Here is a 17302-nt window from a genome sequence, read left to right on the forward strand (position 1 = left end):
TGAAACTGAAAAGTAATTATAGTATCCCGAACGGGATACACCAGCTACTTTACACAAATGACTGACCATATTCCTTAAGTTGTATTTCATGATGACAGAACGAATCAAGATGAATTTCTGACTAGATGGTAGTGTTATTTCCTTCTCATCCTCCCTTCCATAAGTTTGATTTTTTTTAGCAATTCGTTTTCCGCCTTTAGTAAGTTTCGTTCGGCTTCTAAACGGGCATACTTTTCTTCTAACGTAAGCTCTCTCTCAAGAGTTCTTCCAGCGTTTTCGATACGTGTATCCCTTAAACCCAATACACCATTTTTTCTATAAGCAGCACGCCATCTACTTCCCGATGACATAACTCGTTTCATTCCAATCATATCTATATCAAAACCACATTCTTCAAAAATATTTCGAGGTAGCTTTCCTTTTTCATTTTCCTCAATAAAAATATGCTTAAATTCCTCTGTATAAGTGATACCTTTCTGACTTACAGATTTTACGTATAGGTTATTTGATAGAATTTGAATTTCTCTTTCTGTAAATAGTTTTTTTGTCATTTTCAACATTCTTCGATCCCAATTTTCCTTTTATTATACAAGAAATACCCTATAGAATAGACTTTTTTCAAGTGTCTATTCTATAGGGTACATTTTATTTTGGATATATGCTTTTTTATATGTATTAAAGAAATATGGATATTTGCATTACTACTAGTTCAAATGTAAGTAAGGTTAGTAAGTAAAAATCATATTTATCTGATTTATAGGCGGATGTCTTTTTTAGACTGTTAATGGTGAAAAGAGCTAAAGTTAGGACGAGAAGGCCAAGAGTTATTTTGAAGATTATTAATGAAATAGCAACCATCCCCCTTTAAAGGTATATGTTTATAATAATATTTTAGTAAAAAATATCTAATCCGTTTTAGGAGTTTCCTTGTATGACAAGGAGGAATGTTATTGTCAATCTTTGTCGTTAAATCGATATCCTTTATTGAATCGTTGATATATTGCAAGTTGTGATAGATATATTCGAAAAATCGTTGATATATTGCAAGTTACGATAGATATATTCGAAAAATCGTTGATATATTGCAAGTTACGATAGATATATTCGAAAAATCGTTAATATAATTTCATTTACCGACATGTATATATATGATTTACCGAAAACAAACAAGGATGTCACTCAGTTAAAAAAGTGACATCCCTGTTTTTAATTCTCAGCAGAATAAATAATATCTAAATTCCCGTTTTGATCGGTTTTGAAAATCGGGGCAATTTGCTCTTCTTGCTCTTCGACTGAAACAAGTTTTCGAGCACGATCCATAATTCGAACAAGCATCGCGTAATCTTCTTCGATTGCTTGTTGTTTTTTTGTGAGTACCGCTAATTTCGTTTCAAGTTCATGATTCGTTTTTTGCAGAGAAGTGAGCTGAGCTTGTAATACATCATTTTCAGTTTGCAACTTTGCGAGTGAAGGGTTATTATGCTCCAAGTTTTGCAAAAATGAGATGACATTTTGCATCGTAAGTTCTTGTTTACTTGGCGTAATATCTTCAGAAAACTCAGCATCGATTACGAGTTGTTTCGTTTTCGTGAACTGATTTTTTTCTATTTTAGCTTCAGAGCGCTTTAATTCTTTACGTTGTTTCTTCGCAAGCTGCACAGCATCTTCGTAATTCGGTCTTACTTCAGCATTCCATCTAAAGCCGCAAGCTGCTGAAGTCCGGTTCAACGTATCGCCGACTTCATCAAATGCTTTTATTTGTGTACTTCCGCTGCGAATATGTCGTAAAACAGTTTCTGCTAAAAGGAGATCATCTTCTTTTGTCCATGCATCTTGACGTGTTTTCATAAGCGAAGCCTCCATAATGGTGACGTTTTCGTTTATGTTACCCTTTATTTTTCGTTTTATTCGAAGTTTGTAATCTTTCATAAACAGTAGAAAGTGCTTGCTCAAATTTTCCTGTCGTTTTCGGTTTATAATATTGCTTGTTTTTTATTTTATCAGGTAAGTATTGTTGCCTTACCCAGCCGTTTGGATGGTCGTGTGGATATAAATATCCAATGCCTCTTCCAAGTGATTCTGCGCCTTTGTAATGACTATCTTTTAAATGGCTTGGAATGTCACCTGTTTGACCGTTGCGTAAATCGTGTAATGCAGCATCAAGTGCTTTATAAGCTGAATTTGATTTTGGTGATAAGCATAGCTCGATAACGGCATTTGCAAGTGGGATGCGTGCTTCTGGGAATCCAACTCGTTCAGCTGATTCAATTGCAGCTAGTGTACGTGGTCCAGCTTGTGGGCTAGCAAGTCCAATATCTTCATAAGCCATAATAAGAAGGCGTCTGCCAATACTTTGTAAATCACCTGCTTCAATAAGGCGTGCTAAATAATGGAGCGCTGCATTTACATCACTTCCGCGCACTGATTTTTGAAATGCTGATAATACGTCATAATGAGCATCGCCGCCTTTGTCGTGAACGAAGCTCTTCTTTTGTAAGCATTCTTCTGCAATCTCGAGTGTGATTTCAGCCGCTTGATCGTCTGTAGTAAAGCTAGATAATACAGCAAGCTCAAGTGCGTTATAAGCGGAACGCATATCACCACCAGAGGCGTTTGCAAAGTGATGTAGTGCTTCATCTGTTACCGTTACAGCATATTCTCCAAGGCCTTTTTCTTTATCTTCTAAAGCTCTTTTTAACCCAATTAAAATATCATCTTCTGTTAGTGCGTGTAATTCGAAAATTTGACACCTGCTTCGAATAGCGGAGTTTATTGCATGGAATGGATTACTTGTCGTTGCACCAATTAAAGTAAGAAGTCCGCTTTCTAAGTGAGGTAATAGAAAGTCTTGCTTTGCTTTATCTAGACGGTGAACTTCATCTAAAATTAAAACGAGGTGTCGATGCATCTTCGCTTCTTGTACGACAACTTCCATATCTTTTTTATTGTGAGTAACAGCATTCAATAGACGAAACGGGGTACCGGTACTTCCAGCAATTGCACTGGCAATGGATGTTTTTCCTGTACCTGGAGGACCGTATAAAATCATAGATTGAAAATGATTGGCTTGGACCATTCGCCATAAAATCTTTCCTTCACCAACTAAATGTTGTTGCCCAATAATTTCTTGAATATTTGTAGGGCGCATTCGATGTGCGAGTGGTTGTTTCATTTGGACCGTCTCCCTTAATATATAATCTCGTTCTATCGTATCATTTTTTTCTACGAAATTTGAAATAGGATGCTGTTTTATGGGAAAAATAAATGATAATATTTTCATTTTTCTTTCAATTGTAATAATTCCCGAGTTTTTCAATGCGATTTTATGTTATCATTTTGATACACAAGTTGAAATTTCTTATAATACTATATTATGCTATAATTTCATAGGATTTTAAATTGTGTTCTTTTTATAAATAAGATATAACCAATAGAAGTGAAAATTTGAAAAGAGGTGCAAAATAGATGAAAATTTCAACGAAAGGCCGCTATGGCTTAACAATTATGATTGATCTTGCAAAAAAGTTTGGTGAAGGTCCGATTTCATTAAAATCAATTGCGCAGGCACATGACTTATCGGAACATTACTTAGAGCAATTAATTTCACCACTTCGTAACGCGCGTCTAGTAAAGAGTACGCGGGGAGCATATGGGGGATATGTACTATCAGATCAGCCGGCTAACATTACAGCTGGAGATGTAATCCGTGTATTAGAGGGTCCGATTAGTGTTGTAGAAATGATAGAAGAAGAAGAACCAGCACAACGCCAATTATGGATGCGTGTTCGTGATGCGGTGCAAGAAGTGTTAGATAGTACAACGTTAGAAGATTTAGTACGTTATGAGGAAGAAAATCACGGGGGCTATATGTTTTACATTTAATTCCTTGTGAAACGATTTGGAAAGAAGGAGATTTAATGGAACGCATTTACTTAGATCATGCTGCGACATCTCCGACTCACCCAGAAGTGGTCGAAAAGATGATTCCATATATGACAGAAATATTCGGGAACCCGTCTAGTATTCACTTTTATGGACGTCAAACTCGTCACACAGTAGATGAGGCGAGAAGAGTGTGTGCACGCAGCATTCATGCGAATCCGAATGAAATTATATTTACGAGCGGTGGTACAGAAGCTGATAATTTAGCGCTTATCGGTGTAGCACGTGCGAACCGTCATAAAGGTAACCACATTATAACGACGCAAATTGAACATCATGCGATTTTGCATACGTGCGAATTGTTAGAGCGTGAAGGGTTTGAAGTGACATATTTACCTGTCGATGAAACAGGGCGCATTCAAGTTTCTGACATACAAAAGGCATTAACAGAAGAGACGATTCTTGTATCTGTTATGTTTGGGAATAATGAAGTAGGGACGATGCAACCGATTGTGGAAATAGGAAAGCTGTTAAAAGAGCATCAAGCGTATTTCCATACAGATGCGGTACAAGCTTACGGTTTAGTAGAAATTAATGTGAAAGAGTTTGGTATTGATTTATTATCAATTTCAGCTCATAAAATTAACGGGCCAAAAGGTGTAGGTTTCTTATACGCTGGTACAAATGTGAAATTTGAACCGTTATTAATAGGCGGAGAGCAAGAAAGAAAACGCCGTGCTGGTACGGAAAATGTGCCTAGTATTGCTGGGCTTCAGCATGCAATTCTTATAGCTGAAAAAACTCGTGAGCAAAAAAATGCCCAATATGAAGAGTTTAAAGATATAATGGTATCTGTCTTCAAAAATGAAGGCATTACTTTCGAGGTAAACGGAAACTTAGAACATCGCTTACCGCATGTACTTAATGTAAGTTTTACAGGAATGAACATTGAACCGTTTCTTGTGAACTTAGACTTAGCTGGTATTGCAGTATCAAGTGGTTCTGCTTGTACAGCTGGTTCGATTGATCCATCACATGTATTAGTAGCGATGTTTGGAAAAGACTCCGATCAAATACGTTCATCCGTACGCTTTAGTTTTGGACTTGGAAATACGAAAGAGCAAATTGAAAAAGCGGCGTACGAAACAGTGAAAATCGTGAAGCGATTAACACAAAATTAGTATGGGAGGTGACATGATGAACAAACTACCTCACGAAACACGCGTTGTCATCGGAATGTCCGGTGGCGTCGATTCATCTGTAGCAGCACTTTTATTAAAAGAGCAAGGTTATGATGTAATCGGAATTTTTATGAAAAACTGGGATGATACAGATGAGAATGGTGTCTGCACAGCAACAGAAGATTACAATGATGTAATTGAAGTGTGTAACCAAATTGGTATTCCGTATTATGCAGTAAACTTTGAAAAACAATACTGGGATAAAGTATTTACGTACTTCTTAGATGAGTACCGAGCTGGTCGCACACCAAACCCAGATGTAATGTGTAATAAAGAAATTAAATTTAAAGCATTTTTAGAGCATGCAATTGCGCTTGGTGCGGATTATGTGGCAACAGGCCATTATGCACGCGTTGCTTATATGGACGGCGAATATAAAATGCTTCGCGGTGTTGATGACAATAAAGATCAAACATATTTCTTAAATCAATTAAGCCAAGAGCAATTATCAAAAACAATGTTCCCGTTAGGTGAATTAAAGAAACCGCAAATTCGTGAAATGGCGAAAGAAGCTGGCTTAGCGACAGCGGCGAAAAAAGATAGTACAGGTATTTGCTTCATTGGTGAGCGTAACTTTAAAGATTTCTTAAGTAACTACTTACCGGCACAACCAGGTGTAATGCAAACATTATCTGGTGAAGTGAAAGGGAAGCATGACGGTTTAATGTATTATACAATTGGACAACGTCATGGCCTTGGAATTGGTGGTAATGGTGACCCATGGTTTGCTGTTGGGAAAAATCTAAAAGAAAACATTTTATATGTTGATCAAGGATTCCATAACGAACTTCTATATGGTGATGAAGTTATTGCTACGAATGTAGGATGGGTAAGTAACAAAGAAAAAGAAACAGAATTTAAGTGCACGGCGAAATTCCGTTATCGTCAAGAAGACAATAAAGTAACGGTTCAAATCGTTGATGAAAATACAGTTCGTATTCTTTGTGATGAGCCAATTCGTGCAATTACACCAGGACAAGCAGTCGTTTTCTATGATGGAGATGAGTGCTTAGGCGGTGCTACAATTGATGAAGTATACCGTAGTGGTAAGAAATTGGATTATTTAGGATAAATGAGAAGCCTCTGCCGATTAGCGGTTAGAGGTTTCTTTTACATAAAGCGAATTTTCGTTCGCTTGGAAAATACATTCTTTGTTATAATTTGTTGTAGAGGTGAAGGACATGTCAAACAAACTTGAAACAGGTATTCAATATATGCAAGAAGGAAACTGGGAAGAAGCAGCTAAAAATTTTACAGAAGCAATCGAAGAAAATCCGAAAGATGCGCTTGGGTACATTAATTTTGCAAATTTATTAGACGTATTAGGTGATAGCGAGCGAGCGATTTTATTTTATAAACGTGCACTAGAGTTAGATGATAAATCTGCAGCAGCCTATTATGGTTTAGGAAATGTATATTATGGCCAAGAGCAATTTACTGAAGCGAAAGCTGTATTTGAACAAGCAATGCAAGCTGGATTACAATCAGCTGATGTAACATTTATGTTAGGTATCACACATGTACAGCTTGGAAATGATCGTCTTGCACTACCATTCTTACAAAGAGCAACAGAATTAGATGAAAACGATGTAGAAGCTGTATTCCAGTGCGGACTTTGCTTCGCGCGATTAGAACACGTTCAAGAGGCGAAACCTTATTTTGAAAAGGTATTAGAAATGGATGAGGAGCATGCAGATGCGTATTACAATTTAGGTGTTGCGTACGTATTTGAGGAAAATAATGAGAAGGCTCTCGCTTTATTTAAGAAAGCAACTGAAATTCAGCCAGATCACTTTTTAGCGGGTAATGGCGTTCGTTTATTAGAGCAAGAAGCTGAATAAGATAAAAATATAGTTTAATGGGTAGTTATCCCTCATCTAAAAAGGTGGGGGATGTACTGCTCATTAAAGTGAAAATACCGGAAAGGAGAGGAAAAATGGGAAATCAACATGCAATGGATTTGTTTGAGGAAGAGAAAAAGTTTATAAAAGCGCAAGTTCTTCATACCATTTTCCACAACGAAGAAAACCTCTATTCCGTTGTCAGTATGAAAGTCATTGAAACGAATGAAACGTATGACGAAAAGAAAGTAATGATAAACGGTCATTTTCCCCGCATGCATGAAGATGAAGTGTTTACATTGACAGGTCATTTTAAGGACCATCCAAAGTATGGAAAACAATATATGGTTGAAACATTTAAAAAAGAATTGCCGCAAACAAAAGCAGGTATGGTGCAATATTTAGCGAGTGATTTATTTAAAGGGATAGGAAAGCGTACAGCTGAAAAAATTGTGGACCATCTCGGAGAACATGCTATTTCTAAAATTATGGATGACCCTGAGGCATTAAATGGTGTTGTTAATAAACAAAAGGCTCAGGAAATATATGAGACAATTGTTGAACATCAAGGGCTAGAGAAAGTAATGAGCTTTTTAAATGGCTACGGTTTTGGAACGAAACTTTCTATTAAGATTTACCAGCAATATAAAGAGATGACATTAGAAGTGATTCGTAATAATCCGTATCAACTTATCGAAGAAGTGGACGGGATTGGTTTTGGAAGAGCGGATGATATAGGGCGTGCGTTAGGGATATCGGGTAATCATGACGACCGTGTACGCGCAGGATGTTTTTACACATTAGAGAATGTCTCATTACAACTTGGTCACGTTTATATGAGGAAAGATCAACTTGTAAGAGAAACGATGTCACTTTTAAACAATCAAGAAGGAAGAGTGACTGAGGAAGATATTATAGGTTGTATTGAAACGATGCAAAGTGAAGGGAAAGTCATCATAGAAGAAGAACGAGTGTATTTAGCAACGTTATTCTACTCTGAGAAAGGTGTTGTAAAGTCTATTCGCAGGCTTATGAATCAAGAAGAAACACCTTCATTTCCAGAAGCAGAAGTGTTAAAAACGTTAGGTGAAATTGAAGAACAACTGAACGTACAATATGCACCGTTTCAGCAAGAAGCAATTCAAACGGCACTTCATAAACCGATGATGTTATTGACAGGTGGACCAGGAACAGGGAAAACAACAGTTATTAAAGGGATTGTTGAAATGTATGCATCACTACACGGGTTATCGTTAAATCCGAATGAATACAGTGATGATAATCCATTTCCAATACTATTAACAGCTCCAACAGGAAGAGCAGCGAAGCGGATGAGTGAATCGACAGGACTTCCAGCTTGCACAATTCACCGTTTACTTGGTTGGACGCCAGAAGGATCTTTCCAGCGTAATGAAACGGATCCTGTCCAAGGTAAGCTCCTTATTATCGATGAATTTTCAATGGTTGATATTTGGCTTGCAAATCAGCTATTTAAGTCGTTGCCGACGAACATTCAAGTTATCGTTGTAGGTGACGAAGATCAGTTGCCATCTGTAGGACCTGGACAAGTATTAAAAGATTTATTAAATGCAGGCGCAGTTCCGACAGTGAAGCTTACTGAAATTTATCGTCAAGCGGAAGGCTCATCAGTGATTCAACTTGCCCATGCGATAAAAAATGGAACTCTACCACCAGATTTAGCACAAAATCAAAAAGATCGTTCATTTATCGGCTGTACAGGAGCTCAAATTGTTGAGGTTGTGAAAAAAGTTTGTGAAAATGCTAAAACAAAAGGCTTTAGCGCAAGAGATGTACAAGTATTAGCACCGATGTACCGCGGGCCTGCTGGTATTAATGTATTAAACGAAGCGCTGCAACAAGTATTTAATCCGAAGAGGGAAAAGAGTAAAGAAATTGCTTACGGTGATGTTGTGTACCGAAGAGGCGATAAAGTACTGCAACTCGTGAATCAGCCGGAGAGCCAAGTGTTTAATGGTGATATTGGAGAAATTGTTTCGGTGTTTTATGCGAAAGAAAACGTTGAGCAACAAGATATGATTATCGTTTCATTTGACGGAATTGAGGTAACGTATACGAAGCCCGATTTAAATCAAATTACGCATGCATATTGTTGTTCCATTCATAAATCACAAGGTAGTGAATTTCCGATTGTTATTATGCCAATCGTGAAAAGTTACAACCGTATGTTACGTCGTAATTTAATTTACACGGGCATTACAAGAAGTAAGAAGTTCCTTATTATTTGCGGAGAGGAAGCAGCTTTCCAATCTGGTGTAAATCGCCTTGATGATGCAATGCGTCAAACAACCTTAGCTAGTCGCTTGCAAGAAGCACAAGGAGAAGTACAGATGGTCACAGTTAATGGCGAGGAAATGGACGTGGAAAACATTTCACCGTATGATTTCATGTAACAAGGTGAAATTATATAGTGAAACTTTCAAACGCATAGCGTTGAAAGGCTCCAGTAAAATGTATAAATGAATGCAGTTTGGACATAATGGCGAATAGAATCTGGGAGACTGTAAGGAGATGAAAGCCATATGTTTATTTGTCCAAATTGCAAAGGGAAAGACATTGGAAAAATAGGTGTCAACCAATTTTATTGCTGGAATTGTTATATCGAATTATCGGTTTCAAAGGGGAAAATCCATACGCATCAAGTTGAGGAAGATGGTTCACTAAGCTCTCTTGATGATTTATTTGATGAGAATGAAAGAACGATCGGATAACGAAAAGGGGGATTTACTTTGAATCTACGCAATTCATTAATCGCATTAGGTGTTGGAGCTGCAGCATATCAATATGCTCGTAAGCAAGATGTATTTTCAAAACGCAATATGAAAAAAGCACGTAAGATGATTAAGTCTTACTTATAATCATTTCGATAAAGTGAAAAACTCCCTTGTAGACAAGGGAGTTTTTTTATGCACCCATATGTAAATAAAAAAGTCCGATCTCTGAGAAAAGATAAGATAGACCGTAGCAGCCAACGCCAAGTATTCCATACTGCCATAATTGCTTCGCTTTTTCTTTACGTGAGGAATGAATAAAGAACCCCTTCCAAATACCGAACCCGATACAAATCCATTCAAGAATCATAAAAAGTGCTGATAATCCAAGCATAAACAAAACCATAATTAGCCCTCCTGATTATATTAATTCATGCTGTATTCTCAGGGGTGGTTGTCCTTGTTATGTTATTTATATGTACGTCTTTAAAAAACAGTATGGTCCGTATGAAAAGATTTTAAAAGTTTCGCACATAACCTACCCCATTTATTTTCAAAATAAAGGTGGAGGAGGTTTTTCATGTGAAGAATCTTAAAATCATTTGGATATATCGTTTAGGATTATTGTTACTTGTTTTTCTTTGTCTGCTCGTCTTTTTAAAAATTAAGCCGCTATGGGCACCGATTATTTTTGTATTTAAAGTAGCAATCACGCCGTTTCTTATCGCGTGTTTTATTGCGTATTTATTGCACCCTTTAATTGAAAAAATTCATAAGGAAGGGATGCCCCGTACACTTGCCATTTTGCTCATTTATATCCTTTTCTTTGGCGGAATTGGTTATGGGATTTATAAAGGAACACCAGTCGTTATTAAACAGTTACAAGAGATTAATGAACAATTTCCGCAGTTTACAAAAATGTACGATTCGTGGATGGATGGCGTTACAGAACAAACGGCGAATTTCCCTTCGTTCATTCATGAAAAGGTGAAACAACTTTTTGTGGGTGTGGAAACGAAGATTCAAGCGCTTTTAAATAAAGTGATGAGTACAGCTCGTGGTGTACTCGATTCATTGCTCATTATTTTCTTAATACCGTTCATTGTATTTTACATATTAAAAGATTATGGTGAGTTTTATCATATCTTTTGGAAACTAGTCCCAAGTAAATGGCGAGGTACGGGGCAAATGCTTGCGAAAGAAATTGATAAATCACTTGGAAGTTATATTCGAGGACAGTTATTTGTTTGTTTAGTATTAGGGGGAGTATCAGCTCTTTCTTTTTGGTTTATTGGTATGAAATATCCATTATTGCTTGGCATTATTATTGGGGTAACGGATATAATCCCGTACTTCGGTCCTATTTTAGGAGCAATCCCGACGTTAATGATTGCAGCAACAGTATCAACGAGTTTACTTATTAAGGCGGGGATCACAATTGCGATTTTGCAATTTGTGGAGAGTAACATTTTATCGCCTTACATCGTTGGTAAGTCACTTCGTATGCATCCCGTTATTATTATGCTTGCCTTACTAGTTGGGGGAGAGGTAGCTGGGATTGTAGGGTTGCTAATATCGGTTCCGATTTTAGCAGTTATTCGCACTGTCATTGTTCATGTGAGACCGCTCTTGAAAAAAGAAGATGTGTAAGTATAGAAGCCCTCTATGTAAGAAATAGAGGGCTAATCATATATTTATTTAGAAAGCTGCTCGTGTATCTTTTGAACGAGGGAGCTCACATCATTTGTTTGAATATGTTTTATTTTTTTTCATTCGTTATCATACATAAATACAATTTGATTGTTGAAAAGACGCTTTTGTTCTTTTAGATTAGAAATTTTTGCGAAAGAGTACTCTTCAAATATTGGATTCTTACTTACATCTGGCCCATAAAAGAATAGCCTTTTGTTCGTTAAAATTAGCAATCCTGGCCTTGCGACGGAACGATAAATAAATATGTCTAATGAACATGCTGCGTAAAATAATATCGTTTCGTCAGTCGCTAATATGTTTTTAGCTTTGCTAAGTAAGGTTGTCATTGTGATCGCTCCTTTATTTTATTAACAATAATTTAATTATAACAAAAAAAGTAATATTTAGAAATTTTTATAAATTATTCTTATAAGGAGATTCCGATTTATTAATAAATGCATACTATATGAAAAGGCTGTTAAGAATGAATAGTAGAATACTTATGATTAATAAGTAATTAATCCAATATAAATGATTATCTGCATTGACAAACTTAAGAGAATTCTATTATATTTAGTCATATAATACATTAAATCAATGACGGAACAAGTACGTTACAGTCCATTTATAGAGAGAAGCTTCCATATGGCTGAAAGAAGCTTTAAATGAAGGGTAACAGAAAGCTAATCCTGAGAGCAGCTAATCACTGCCGTCTTGCCACGTTACGGCACCATGAGGTGATGAATTGATTGTTATTGTAATCAATTCATAATTAGGGTGGTATCGCGAGTTAACTCTCGTCCCTTTTATAGGGACGGGAGTTTTTTATATTTAAGGAGGAAAATACAATGAAACAACTAACAGGCGCACAAATTCGTCAAATGTTTTTAGACTTTTTCCAAGAAAAAGGACATGCAGTAGAACCTAGTGCATCACTAGTTCCGCATGAAGATCCATCTCTTCTATGGATTAATAGTGGTGTAGCTACATTAAAAAAATATTTTGATGGACGTGTAATCCCACAAAATCCACGTATTACAAATGCTCAAAAATCAATTCGTACAAACGATATTGAAAACGTAGGGAAAACAGCTCGTCACCATACATTCTTTGAAATGTTAGGAAATTTCTCAATTGGTGATTACTTCAAAGAAGAAGCAATTACATGGGCTTGGGAATTCTTAACGAGCGACAAATGGATCGGATTCGATAAAGAATTACTATCAGTTACAATCCATCCAGAAGATGAAGAAGCATTCACAATTTGGAATGAGAAAATGGGCGTTCCAAAAGAGCGTATTATTCGCTTAGAAGAAAACTTCTGGGATATCGGTGAAGGACCAAGTGGACCGAATACAGAGATTTTCTATGACCGCGGAGAAGCTTACGGGAATGACTTTAGTGACCCAGAATTATATCCAGGCGGAGAAAACGAGCGTTACTTAGAAGTATGGAACCTTGTATTCTCTCAATTTAACCATAATCCAGACGGTTCATATACACCACTTCCTAAGAAAAACATTGATACAGGGATGGGTCTAGAGCGTATGACATCTATCGTTCAAGATGTGCCTACAAACTTCGATACAGACCTATTCATGCCGATGATTGATGCAACAGAAACAATTTCTGGTGAAAAATATCGTAATGGCGATTTAGAAAAAGATATGGCATTCAAAGTAATTGCTGACCATATCCGTACAGTAACATTCGCTGTTGGTGACGGTGCTCTTCCATCTAACGAAGGCCGTGGTTATGTATTACGTCGTTTATTACGCCGCGCTGTTCGTTATTCGAAGAAATTAAACATCAATCGTCCATTTATGTTTGAATTAGTACCGGTTGTTGGAGAAGTAATGAAAGACTTCTATCCAGAAGTACTTGAAAAGAAAGATTTCATTGCGAAAGTTGTGAAGAACGAAGAAGAGCGTTTCCATGAAACACTTCATGATGGTGAAGCGATTTTAGCTGAAGTAATTGCAAAAGCAAAAGAAGAAAAAACAACTGTTATTTCTGGAGTAGATGCGTTCCGTCTATATGACACATACGGTTTCCCAATTGAATTAACAGAAGAATATGCAGAAGAAGCTGGCATGACAGTTGATCATGAAGGCTTTGAAAATGAAATGGAAAAACAACGTGAGCGTGCACGTGCTGCTCGTCAAGACGTTGATTCTATGCAAGTTCAAGGTGGTGTCCTTGGAGAAATTAAAGTAGCGAGCGAATTCGTTGGTTACGGTACAGTTGCAACAGAAAGTAACGTTGTTGCACTTGTGAAAAATGGCGAATACACAGACAGCTTACAAGCTGGTGAAGAAGGACAGTTAATTCTTGATGTAACACCATTCTATGCTGAGAGCGGTGGACAAATTGCAGACCGTGGTTACCTTCTTGCTGATGGCGTGAAAGTTCTTGTAAAAGACGTACAAAAAGCACCAAACGGCCAAAACTTGCATAAAGTTGTTGTTGAAGAAGGAACATTAACGAAAGATGCGGCTGTAAAAGCTATTATCGATACGAAAAATCGTAGTAGCGTTGTAAAAAATCATACAGCAACTCATTTACTACACCAAGCATTAAAAGACGTACTTGGAACACACGTTAACCAAGCAGGTTCTCTTGTAACTTCTGAACGTCTACGCTTTGACTTCTCTCACTTCGGTCAAGTACAAGCTGACGAATTAGAAAAAATTGAGCGTATGGTAAACGAGAAAATTTGGGAAAGTATTGATGTTGAGATTTCTCAAAAAGCAATCGAAGAAGCGAAAGAAATGGGGGCAATGGCATTATTCGGTGAAAAATACGGTGATGTTGTACGCGTTGTACAAGTTGGCGATTACAGCTTAGAGCTTTGCGGCGGTTGTCACGTTGATAACACAGCTTCTATCGGTATTTTCAAAATCGTTGCTGAGTCTGGTATCGGTGCAGGAACTCGTCGTATTGAAGCAGTAACTGGTAAGTCTGCATACGAATTAATGAATGATCAAGTAGGTTTATTAAAAGAAGCAGCAGGAAAAATGAAAACAAATCCGAAAGATATTTTAACAAGAGTTGATGGTCTATTTGCTGAAGTGAAACAACTGCAAAAAGAAAATGAATCTCTTGCTGCGAAATTAAGCAATATCGAAGCTGGAAACTTAACTGATTCTGTAATGACAGTTGATGGTGTGAATGTATTAGCAGCGAAAGTAAATGTTGCAGATATGAATAACTTACGTACGATGATGGATGATCTGAAAAATAAATTAGAGTCAGCAGTTGTTGTATTAGCGTCTGTTAATGACGATAAAGTAAACATCCTAGCAGGTGTAACGAAAGACTTAATTAGCCAAGGTTACCATGCTGGTAAACTTGTGAAAGAAGTAGCTTCTCGTTGCGGCGGTGGCGGTGGCGGCCGTCCTGATATGGCACAAGCAGGCGGTAAAAACCCAGCTCAAGTCGAAGAAGCTTTAGCATTTGTACAAGAGTACGTTAAATCTGTTTCAAAATAAAGAGATAGTAGTGTACAATGGTAGGGAGAGGAGAAGTTCTTCTCCCTATACTTACTATATAAGTGAGGTGCTTGAAATGGACGGTTTTGATAAAACAATGAAGTTTAGCATTCAAGATGAAAAACAGAGTGTCCATGTAAATGATGTACTTTTAACTGTGTATGATGCACTTCAAGAAAAAGGCTATAATCCGATTAACCAAATCGTCGGTTATTTATTAAGTGGAGACCCAGCATACATACCTCGCCATAAAGATGCACGTAGCATCATTCGCAAGCTTGAACGTGATGAGTTAATTGAAGAGCTTGTGAAGTCTTACTTGAAACATCATCGTGAGGAGTAGTTTATGCGGATATTAGGTTTAGATGTAGGTACAAAAACAGTCGGAGTTGCAATTAGCGACGAAATGGGCTGGACAGCACAAGGATTAGAAACAATTAAGATTAACGAAGAACGAGGTCACTTTGGTTTTGATCGTATTTCTGAGTTAGTAAAGCAGTACAATGTGGACAAGATAGTAGTAGGTTTACCTAAAAATATGAATGGTACAATTGGCCCGCGTGGTGAAGCGTGCCAACAATTTGCAGAAAACCTACGAGAGCTGTTACAATTAGACGTTGTAATGTGGGACGAGCGTTTGTCAACAATGGCAGCGGAACGTCTGCTCATTTCAGCCGATGTAAGCCGTAAGAAGCGAAAGCAAGTAATTGATAAGATGGCTGCAGTCGTAATCTTACAAGGATTTTTAGATAGTAAATAAGAGGTGACCAAAATGGAAGAAAATCAAATTACAATTGTAGACGAAAAAGGTAACGAACATTTATGTGAAATTATTTTCACTTTTGACGCTGAAAAATTTGGAAAAAAATCATACGTAGTCTTCTCTCCAATCGGTGAAGTAGACGAAGATGGAGACCAAATTTATGATGCAATGGCTTATGAGCAAAATGAAGAAGAGGGCGGAACTTTACTTCCAATCGAATCTGAAGAAGAGTGGGAAATGGTACAAGAAATGTTCAACACTCTAGCTGATGAGCAAGAAGCTGAATAATAAGTACTGAAAAGATGGACGACATACAGTCCATCTTTTTTTGTATTTATATGTAAAATGAAAGATTTTTTGTCGAAACTGTGTAAGTCTTTGTAGTATAATGAGACGGATTGTAGAAAAATAAAGTGTCAATTAAAAAAGATAAGTGAATTTTTTGCGTTTTTACATCGTGCTGTATAGAAAGGTGTACATACAGTCTACAATTAAGTAAGGAGGAAATGTTTTGATAGAGAATCAAGTGAAAAAGAAGCGTAGACGTATCTTTTTATTTTCGATTATTGCACTGCTTTTAGTTTGTGGTTCAGTCTATGCGTATATTTCATCCGCATTAGGACCAGTTGATAGCGGGAATAAAAAAGAGATTGAAGTAGAAATTCCGAAAGGATCATCTACAAGTAAAATTGGAGAAATTTTAGAAGAAAAAGGCGCTGTAAAAAACGGTACAGTTTTTAGTTTTTATACAAAGGCTAAATCGAAAAGTTTACAAGCAGGTACATATTTATTAAATCCTTCAATGAATGCTGAAGATGTGATTGAACAAATGTCATCTGGCAACGTGCATCGTCCAGCTCTTTATAAAGTGACGATTAAAGAAGGGGCGCAAGTAACTGAAATTGCAGAAACGATTGCGACAGAACTAAAGTGGAATAAAGATGATGTTACGCGTCAATTAAACGATAAAGCATTTATTCAAAAAATGCAGCAAAAGTATCCGAAGTTATTAACGGATAAAATCTTTGATAGCAATATTAAATACCCATTAGAAGGTTATTTATATCCTGCAACGTATTCGTTTTATAAGAAAGATACGACGTTAGAAGAAATTGTAATTCCAATGCTTGAGAAAACAAATGCAATCATTGTTCAAAATGAGGCGAAAATGAAAGCGAAGAATTGGGATGTTCATCAGCTTTTAACATTATCTTCACTTATTGAAGAAGAGGCAACTGGTTTTACAGATCGTCAAAAGATCTCTAGTGTCTTTTATAATCGTTTAGCAAAAGGTATGCCGCTTCAAACGGATCCAACGGTATTATATGCACTTGGAAAGCATAAACAACGTGTATTATACGAAGATTTAAAGGTCAACTCACCGTACAATACGTATGTTGTAAAAGGATTACCGGTAGGGCCGATCGCAAACTCTGGTAAACATTCAGTAGAAGCTGCGTTAGAACCTGCGCAAACAGATTATTATTATTTCTTAGCTGCACCAAGTGGTGAAGTGTACTATGCGAAAACATTAGAAGAGCATAATGCATTAAAGCAAAAATACATTACGAAAAAATAGTGAAATGGGGAGGGATAGCGAAAAAAGTCGCACATCCCTCTTTTTTGTGGTAAAATATATCGG

The 17302-nt window shown here is 36.9% G+C and carries 16 protein-coding genes, 2 pseudogenes and 1 other annotated feature; of the genes and pseudogenes, 13 read left to right on the top strand and 5 right to left on the bottom strand.

Annotated features, from left to right (window positions below):
- From ACS2CR_RS25255 to ACS2CR_RS25265, 3 genes and pseudogenes are all read right to left on the bottom strand, one after another.
- Positions 1-560, bottom strand: a pseudogene (locus tag ACS2CR_RS25255) (HTH domain-containing protein); the annotation flags it as partial.
- Positions 561-1206: 646 nt separating this feature from the next.
- Positions 1207-1848: an RsfA family transcriptional regulator gene (locus ACS2CR_RS25260; RefSeq protein ID WP_000857722.1), complete on the bottom strand. Its 642-nt coding sequence runs from the start codon at positions 1846-1848 to the stop codon at positions 1207-1209.
- A 37-nt stretch (positions 1849-1885) separates the two neighbouring features.
- Complete coding sequence (locus tag ACS2CR_RS25265; protein WP_000812919.1) at positions 1886-3172, bottom strand: replication-associated recombination protein A; 1287 nt, start codon at positions 3170-3172, stop codon at positions 1886-1888.
- A gap of 293 nt (positions 3173-3465) precedes the next feature.
- Between ACS2CR_RS25265 and cymR the strand changes: the two genes are divergently transcribed.
- The 7 genes from cymR (at position 3466) to ACS2CR_RS25300 (ending at position 9861) form a co-directional block, all read left to right on the top strand.
- Positions 3466-3882 (top strand): cysteine metabolism transcriptional regulator CymR, encoded by a 417-nt coding sequence (gene cymR, locus ACS2CR_RS25270; protein ID WP_000704116.1) that lies wholly within the window; start codon positions 3466-3468, stop codon positions 3880-3882.
- 35 nt (positions 3883-3917) lie between these two features.
- Positions 3918-5063 (top strand): cysteine desulfurase family protein, encoded by a 1146-nt coding sequence (locus ACS2CR_RS25275; RefSeq protein WP_000439894.1) that lies wholly within the window; start codon positions 3918-3920, stop codon positions 5061-5063.
- Between the two features lie 16 nt (positions 5064-5079).
- Positions 5080-6195, top strand: coding sequence for a tRNA 2-thiouridine(34) synthase MnmA (gene mnmA / locus ACS2CR_RS25280; protein ID WP_001038010.1), 1116 nt, complete (start codon positions 5080-5082; stop codon positions 6193-6195).
- 109 nt (positions 6196-6304) lie between these two features.
- Positions 6305-6964, top strand: coding sequence for a tetratricopeptide repeat protein (locus tag ACS2CR_RS25285; protein WP_000066409.1), 660 nt, complete (start codon positions 6305-6307; stop codon positions 6962-6964).
- Positions 6965-7059: 95 nt separating this feature from the next.
- Positions 7060-9396 carry an SF1B family DNA helicase RecD2 gene (gene recD2 / locus ACS2CR_RS25290; protein ID WP_053512761.1) on the top strand — a complete coding sequence of 779 codons (2337 nt, stop codon included), beginning with the start codon at positions 7060-7062 and terminating at the stop codon, positions 9394-9396.
- 129 nt (positions 9397-9525) lie between these two features.
- Positions 9526-9714 (top strand): hypothetical protein, encoded by a 189-nt coding sequence (locus ACS2CR_RS25295; RefSeq protein ID WP_000469281.1) that lies wholly within the window; start codon positions 9526-9528, stop codon positions 9712-9714.
- A gap of 18 nt (positions 9715-9732) precedes the next feature.
- Positions 9733-9861 (top strand): YrzQ family protein, encoded by a 129-nt coding sequence (locus ACS2CR_RS25300; RefSeq protein WP_001053553.1) that lies wholly within the window; start codon positions 9733-9735, stop codon positions 9859-9861.
- A gap of 46 nt (positions 9862-9907) precedes the next feature.
- Here the strand turns inward: ACS2CR_RS25300 and ACS2CR_RS25305 are convergent, their stop codons facing one another.
- Positions 9908-10120, bottom strand: coding sequence for a hypothetical protein (locus ACS2CR_RS25305; protein WP_000242535.1), 213 nt, complete (start codon positions 10118-10120; stop codon positions 9908-9910).
- A 176-nt stretch (positions 10121-10296) separates the two neighbouring features.
- On the opposite strand from ACS2CR_RS25305, the gene ACS2CR_RS25310 reads away from it, so the two are divergent.
- A complete protein-coding gene (locus tag ACS2CR_RS25310; RefSeq protein WP_000793128.1) occupies positions 10297-11364 on the top strand; it encodes an AI-2E family transporter in 1068 nt (355 codons plus the stop codon).
- A gap of 44 nt (positions 11365-11408) precedes the next feature.
- On the opposite strand, the pseudogene ACS2CR_RS25315 reads toward ACS2CR_RS25310, so the two are convergent.
- Positions 11409-11753 (bottom strand): annotated as a pseudogene (locus tag ACS2CR_RS25315) (PH domain-containing protein).
- Between the two features lie 241 nt (positions 11754-11994).
- Positions 11995-12214 (top strand) — a binding site (T-box leader).
- A gap of 40 nt (positions 12215-12254) precedes the next feature.
- Between ACS2CR_RS25315 and alaS the strand changes: the two are divergent.
- The 5 genes from alaS (at position 12255) to mltG (ending at position 17239) form a co-directional block, all read left to right on the top strand.
- Positions 12255-14897: an alanine--tRNA ligase gene (gene alaS, locus ACS2CR_RS25320; protein WP_000811801.1), complete on the top strand. Its 2643-nt coding sequence runs from the start codon at positions 12255-12257 to the stop codon at positions 14895-14897.
- Positions 14898-14973: 76 nt separating this feature from the next.
- Positions 14974-15240 (top strand): IreB family regulatory phosphoprotein, encoded by a 267-nt coding sequence (locus ACS2CR_RS25325; RefSeq protein ID WP_000348590.1) that lies wholly within the window; start codon positions 14974-14976, stop codon positions 15238-15240.
- Between the two features lie 3 nt (positions 15241-15243).
- Positions 15244-15657, top strand: coding sequence for a Holliday junction resolvase RuvX (gene ruvX, locus ACS2CR_RS25330; RefSeq protein ID WP_001221193.1), 414 nt, complete (start codon positions 15244-15246; stop codon positions 15655-15657).
- A 12-nt stretch (positions 15658-15669) separates the two neighbouring features.
- Positions 15670-15948 carry a DUF1292 domain-containing protein gene (locus tag ACS2CR_RS25335; RefSeq protein ID WP_000392247.1) on the top strand — a complete coding sequence of 93 codons (279 nt, stop codon included), beginning with the start codon at positions 15670-15672 and terminating at the stop codon, positions 15946-15948.
- A 223-nt stretch (positions 15949-16171) separates the two neighbouring features.
- Positions 16172-17239: an endolytic transglycosylase MltG gene (gene mltG / locus ACS2CR_RS25340; RefSeq protein WP_000572137.1), complete on the top strand. Its 1068-nt coding sequence runs from the start codon at positions 16172-16174 to the stop codon at positions 17237-17239.
- Positions 17240-17302: the final 63 nt, after the last annotated feature.

Origin of the sequence: Bacillus cereus group sp. BceL291 (genome assembly GCF_051776705.1) — a bacterium.
In the GTDB taxonomy this organism is placed as follows: Bacteria; Bacillota; Bacilli; order Bacillales; family Bacillaceae_G; genus Bacillus_A; species Bacillus_A cereus.

Bases quoted from the DNA above. Each gene is read 5' to 3' on its own strand.
- ACS2CR_RS25325 (WP_000348590.1), top strand. From the start codon at position 14,974: ATGGACGGTTTTGATAAAACAATGAAGTTTAGCATTCAAGATGAAAAA.
- ACS2CR_RS25285 (WP_000066409.1), top strand. From the start codon at position 6,305: ATGTCAAACAAACTTGAAACAGGTATTCAATATATGCAAGAAGGAAAC.
- alaS (WP_000811801.1), top strand. From the start codon at position 12,255: ATGAAACAACTAACAGGCGCACAAATTCGTCAAATGTTTTTAGACTTT.
- mnmA (WP_001038010.1), top strand. From the start codon at position 5,080: ATGAACAAACTACCTCACGAAACACGCGTTGTCATCGGAATGTCCGGT.
- ACS2CR_RS25275 (WP_000439894.1), top strand. From the start codon at position 3,918: ATGGAACGCATTTACTTAGATCATGCTGCGACATCTCCGACTCACCCA.
- recD2 (WP_053512761.1), top strand. From the start codon at position 7,060: ATGGGAAATCAACATGCAATGGATTTGTTTGAGGAAGAGAAAAAGTTT.
- ACS2CR_RS25335 (WP_000392247.1), top strand. From the start codon at position 15,670: ATGGAAGAAAATCAAATTACAATTGTAGACGAAAAAGGTAACGAACAT.
- ACS2CR_RS25305 (WP_000242535.1), bottom strand. From the start codon at position 10,120: ATGGTTTTGTTTATGCTTGGATTATCAGCACTTTTTATGATTCTTGAA.
- ACS2CR_RS25260 (WP_000857722.1), bottom strand. From the start codon at position 1,848: ATGAAAACACGTCAAGATGCATGGACAAAAGAAGATGATCTCCTTTTA.
- cymR (WP_000704116.1), top strand. From the start codon at position 3,466: ATGAAAATTTCAACGAAAGGCCGCTATGGCTTAACAATTATGATTGAT.
- ruvX (WP_001221193.1), top strand. From the start codon at position 15,244: ATGCGGATATTAGGTTTAGATGTAGGTACAAAAACAGTCGGAGTTGCA.
- ACS2CR_RS25295 (WP_000469281.1), top strand. From the start codon at position 9,526: ATGTTTATTTGTCCAAATTGCAAAGGGAAAGACATTGGAAAAATAGGT.
- ACS2CR_RS25265 (WP_000812919.1), bottom strand. From the start codon at position 3,172: ATGAAACAACCACTCGCACATCGAATGCGCCCTACAAATATTCAAGAA.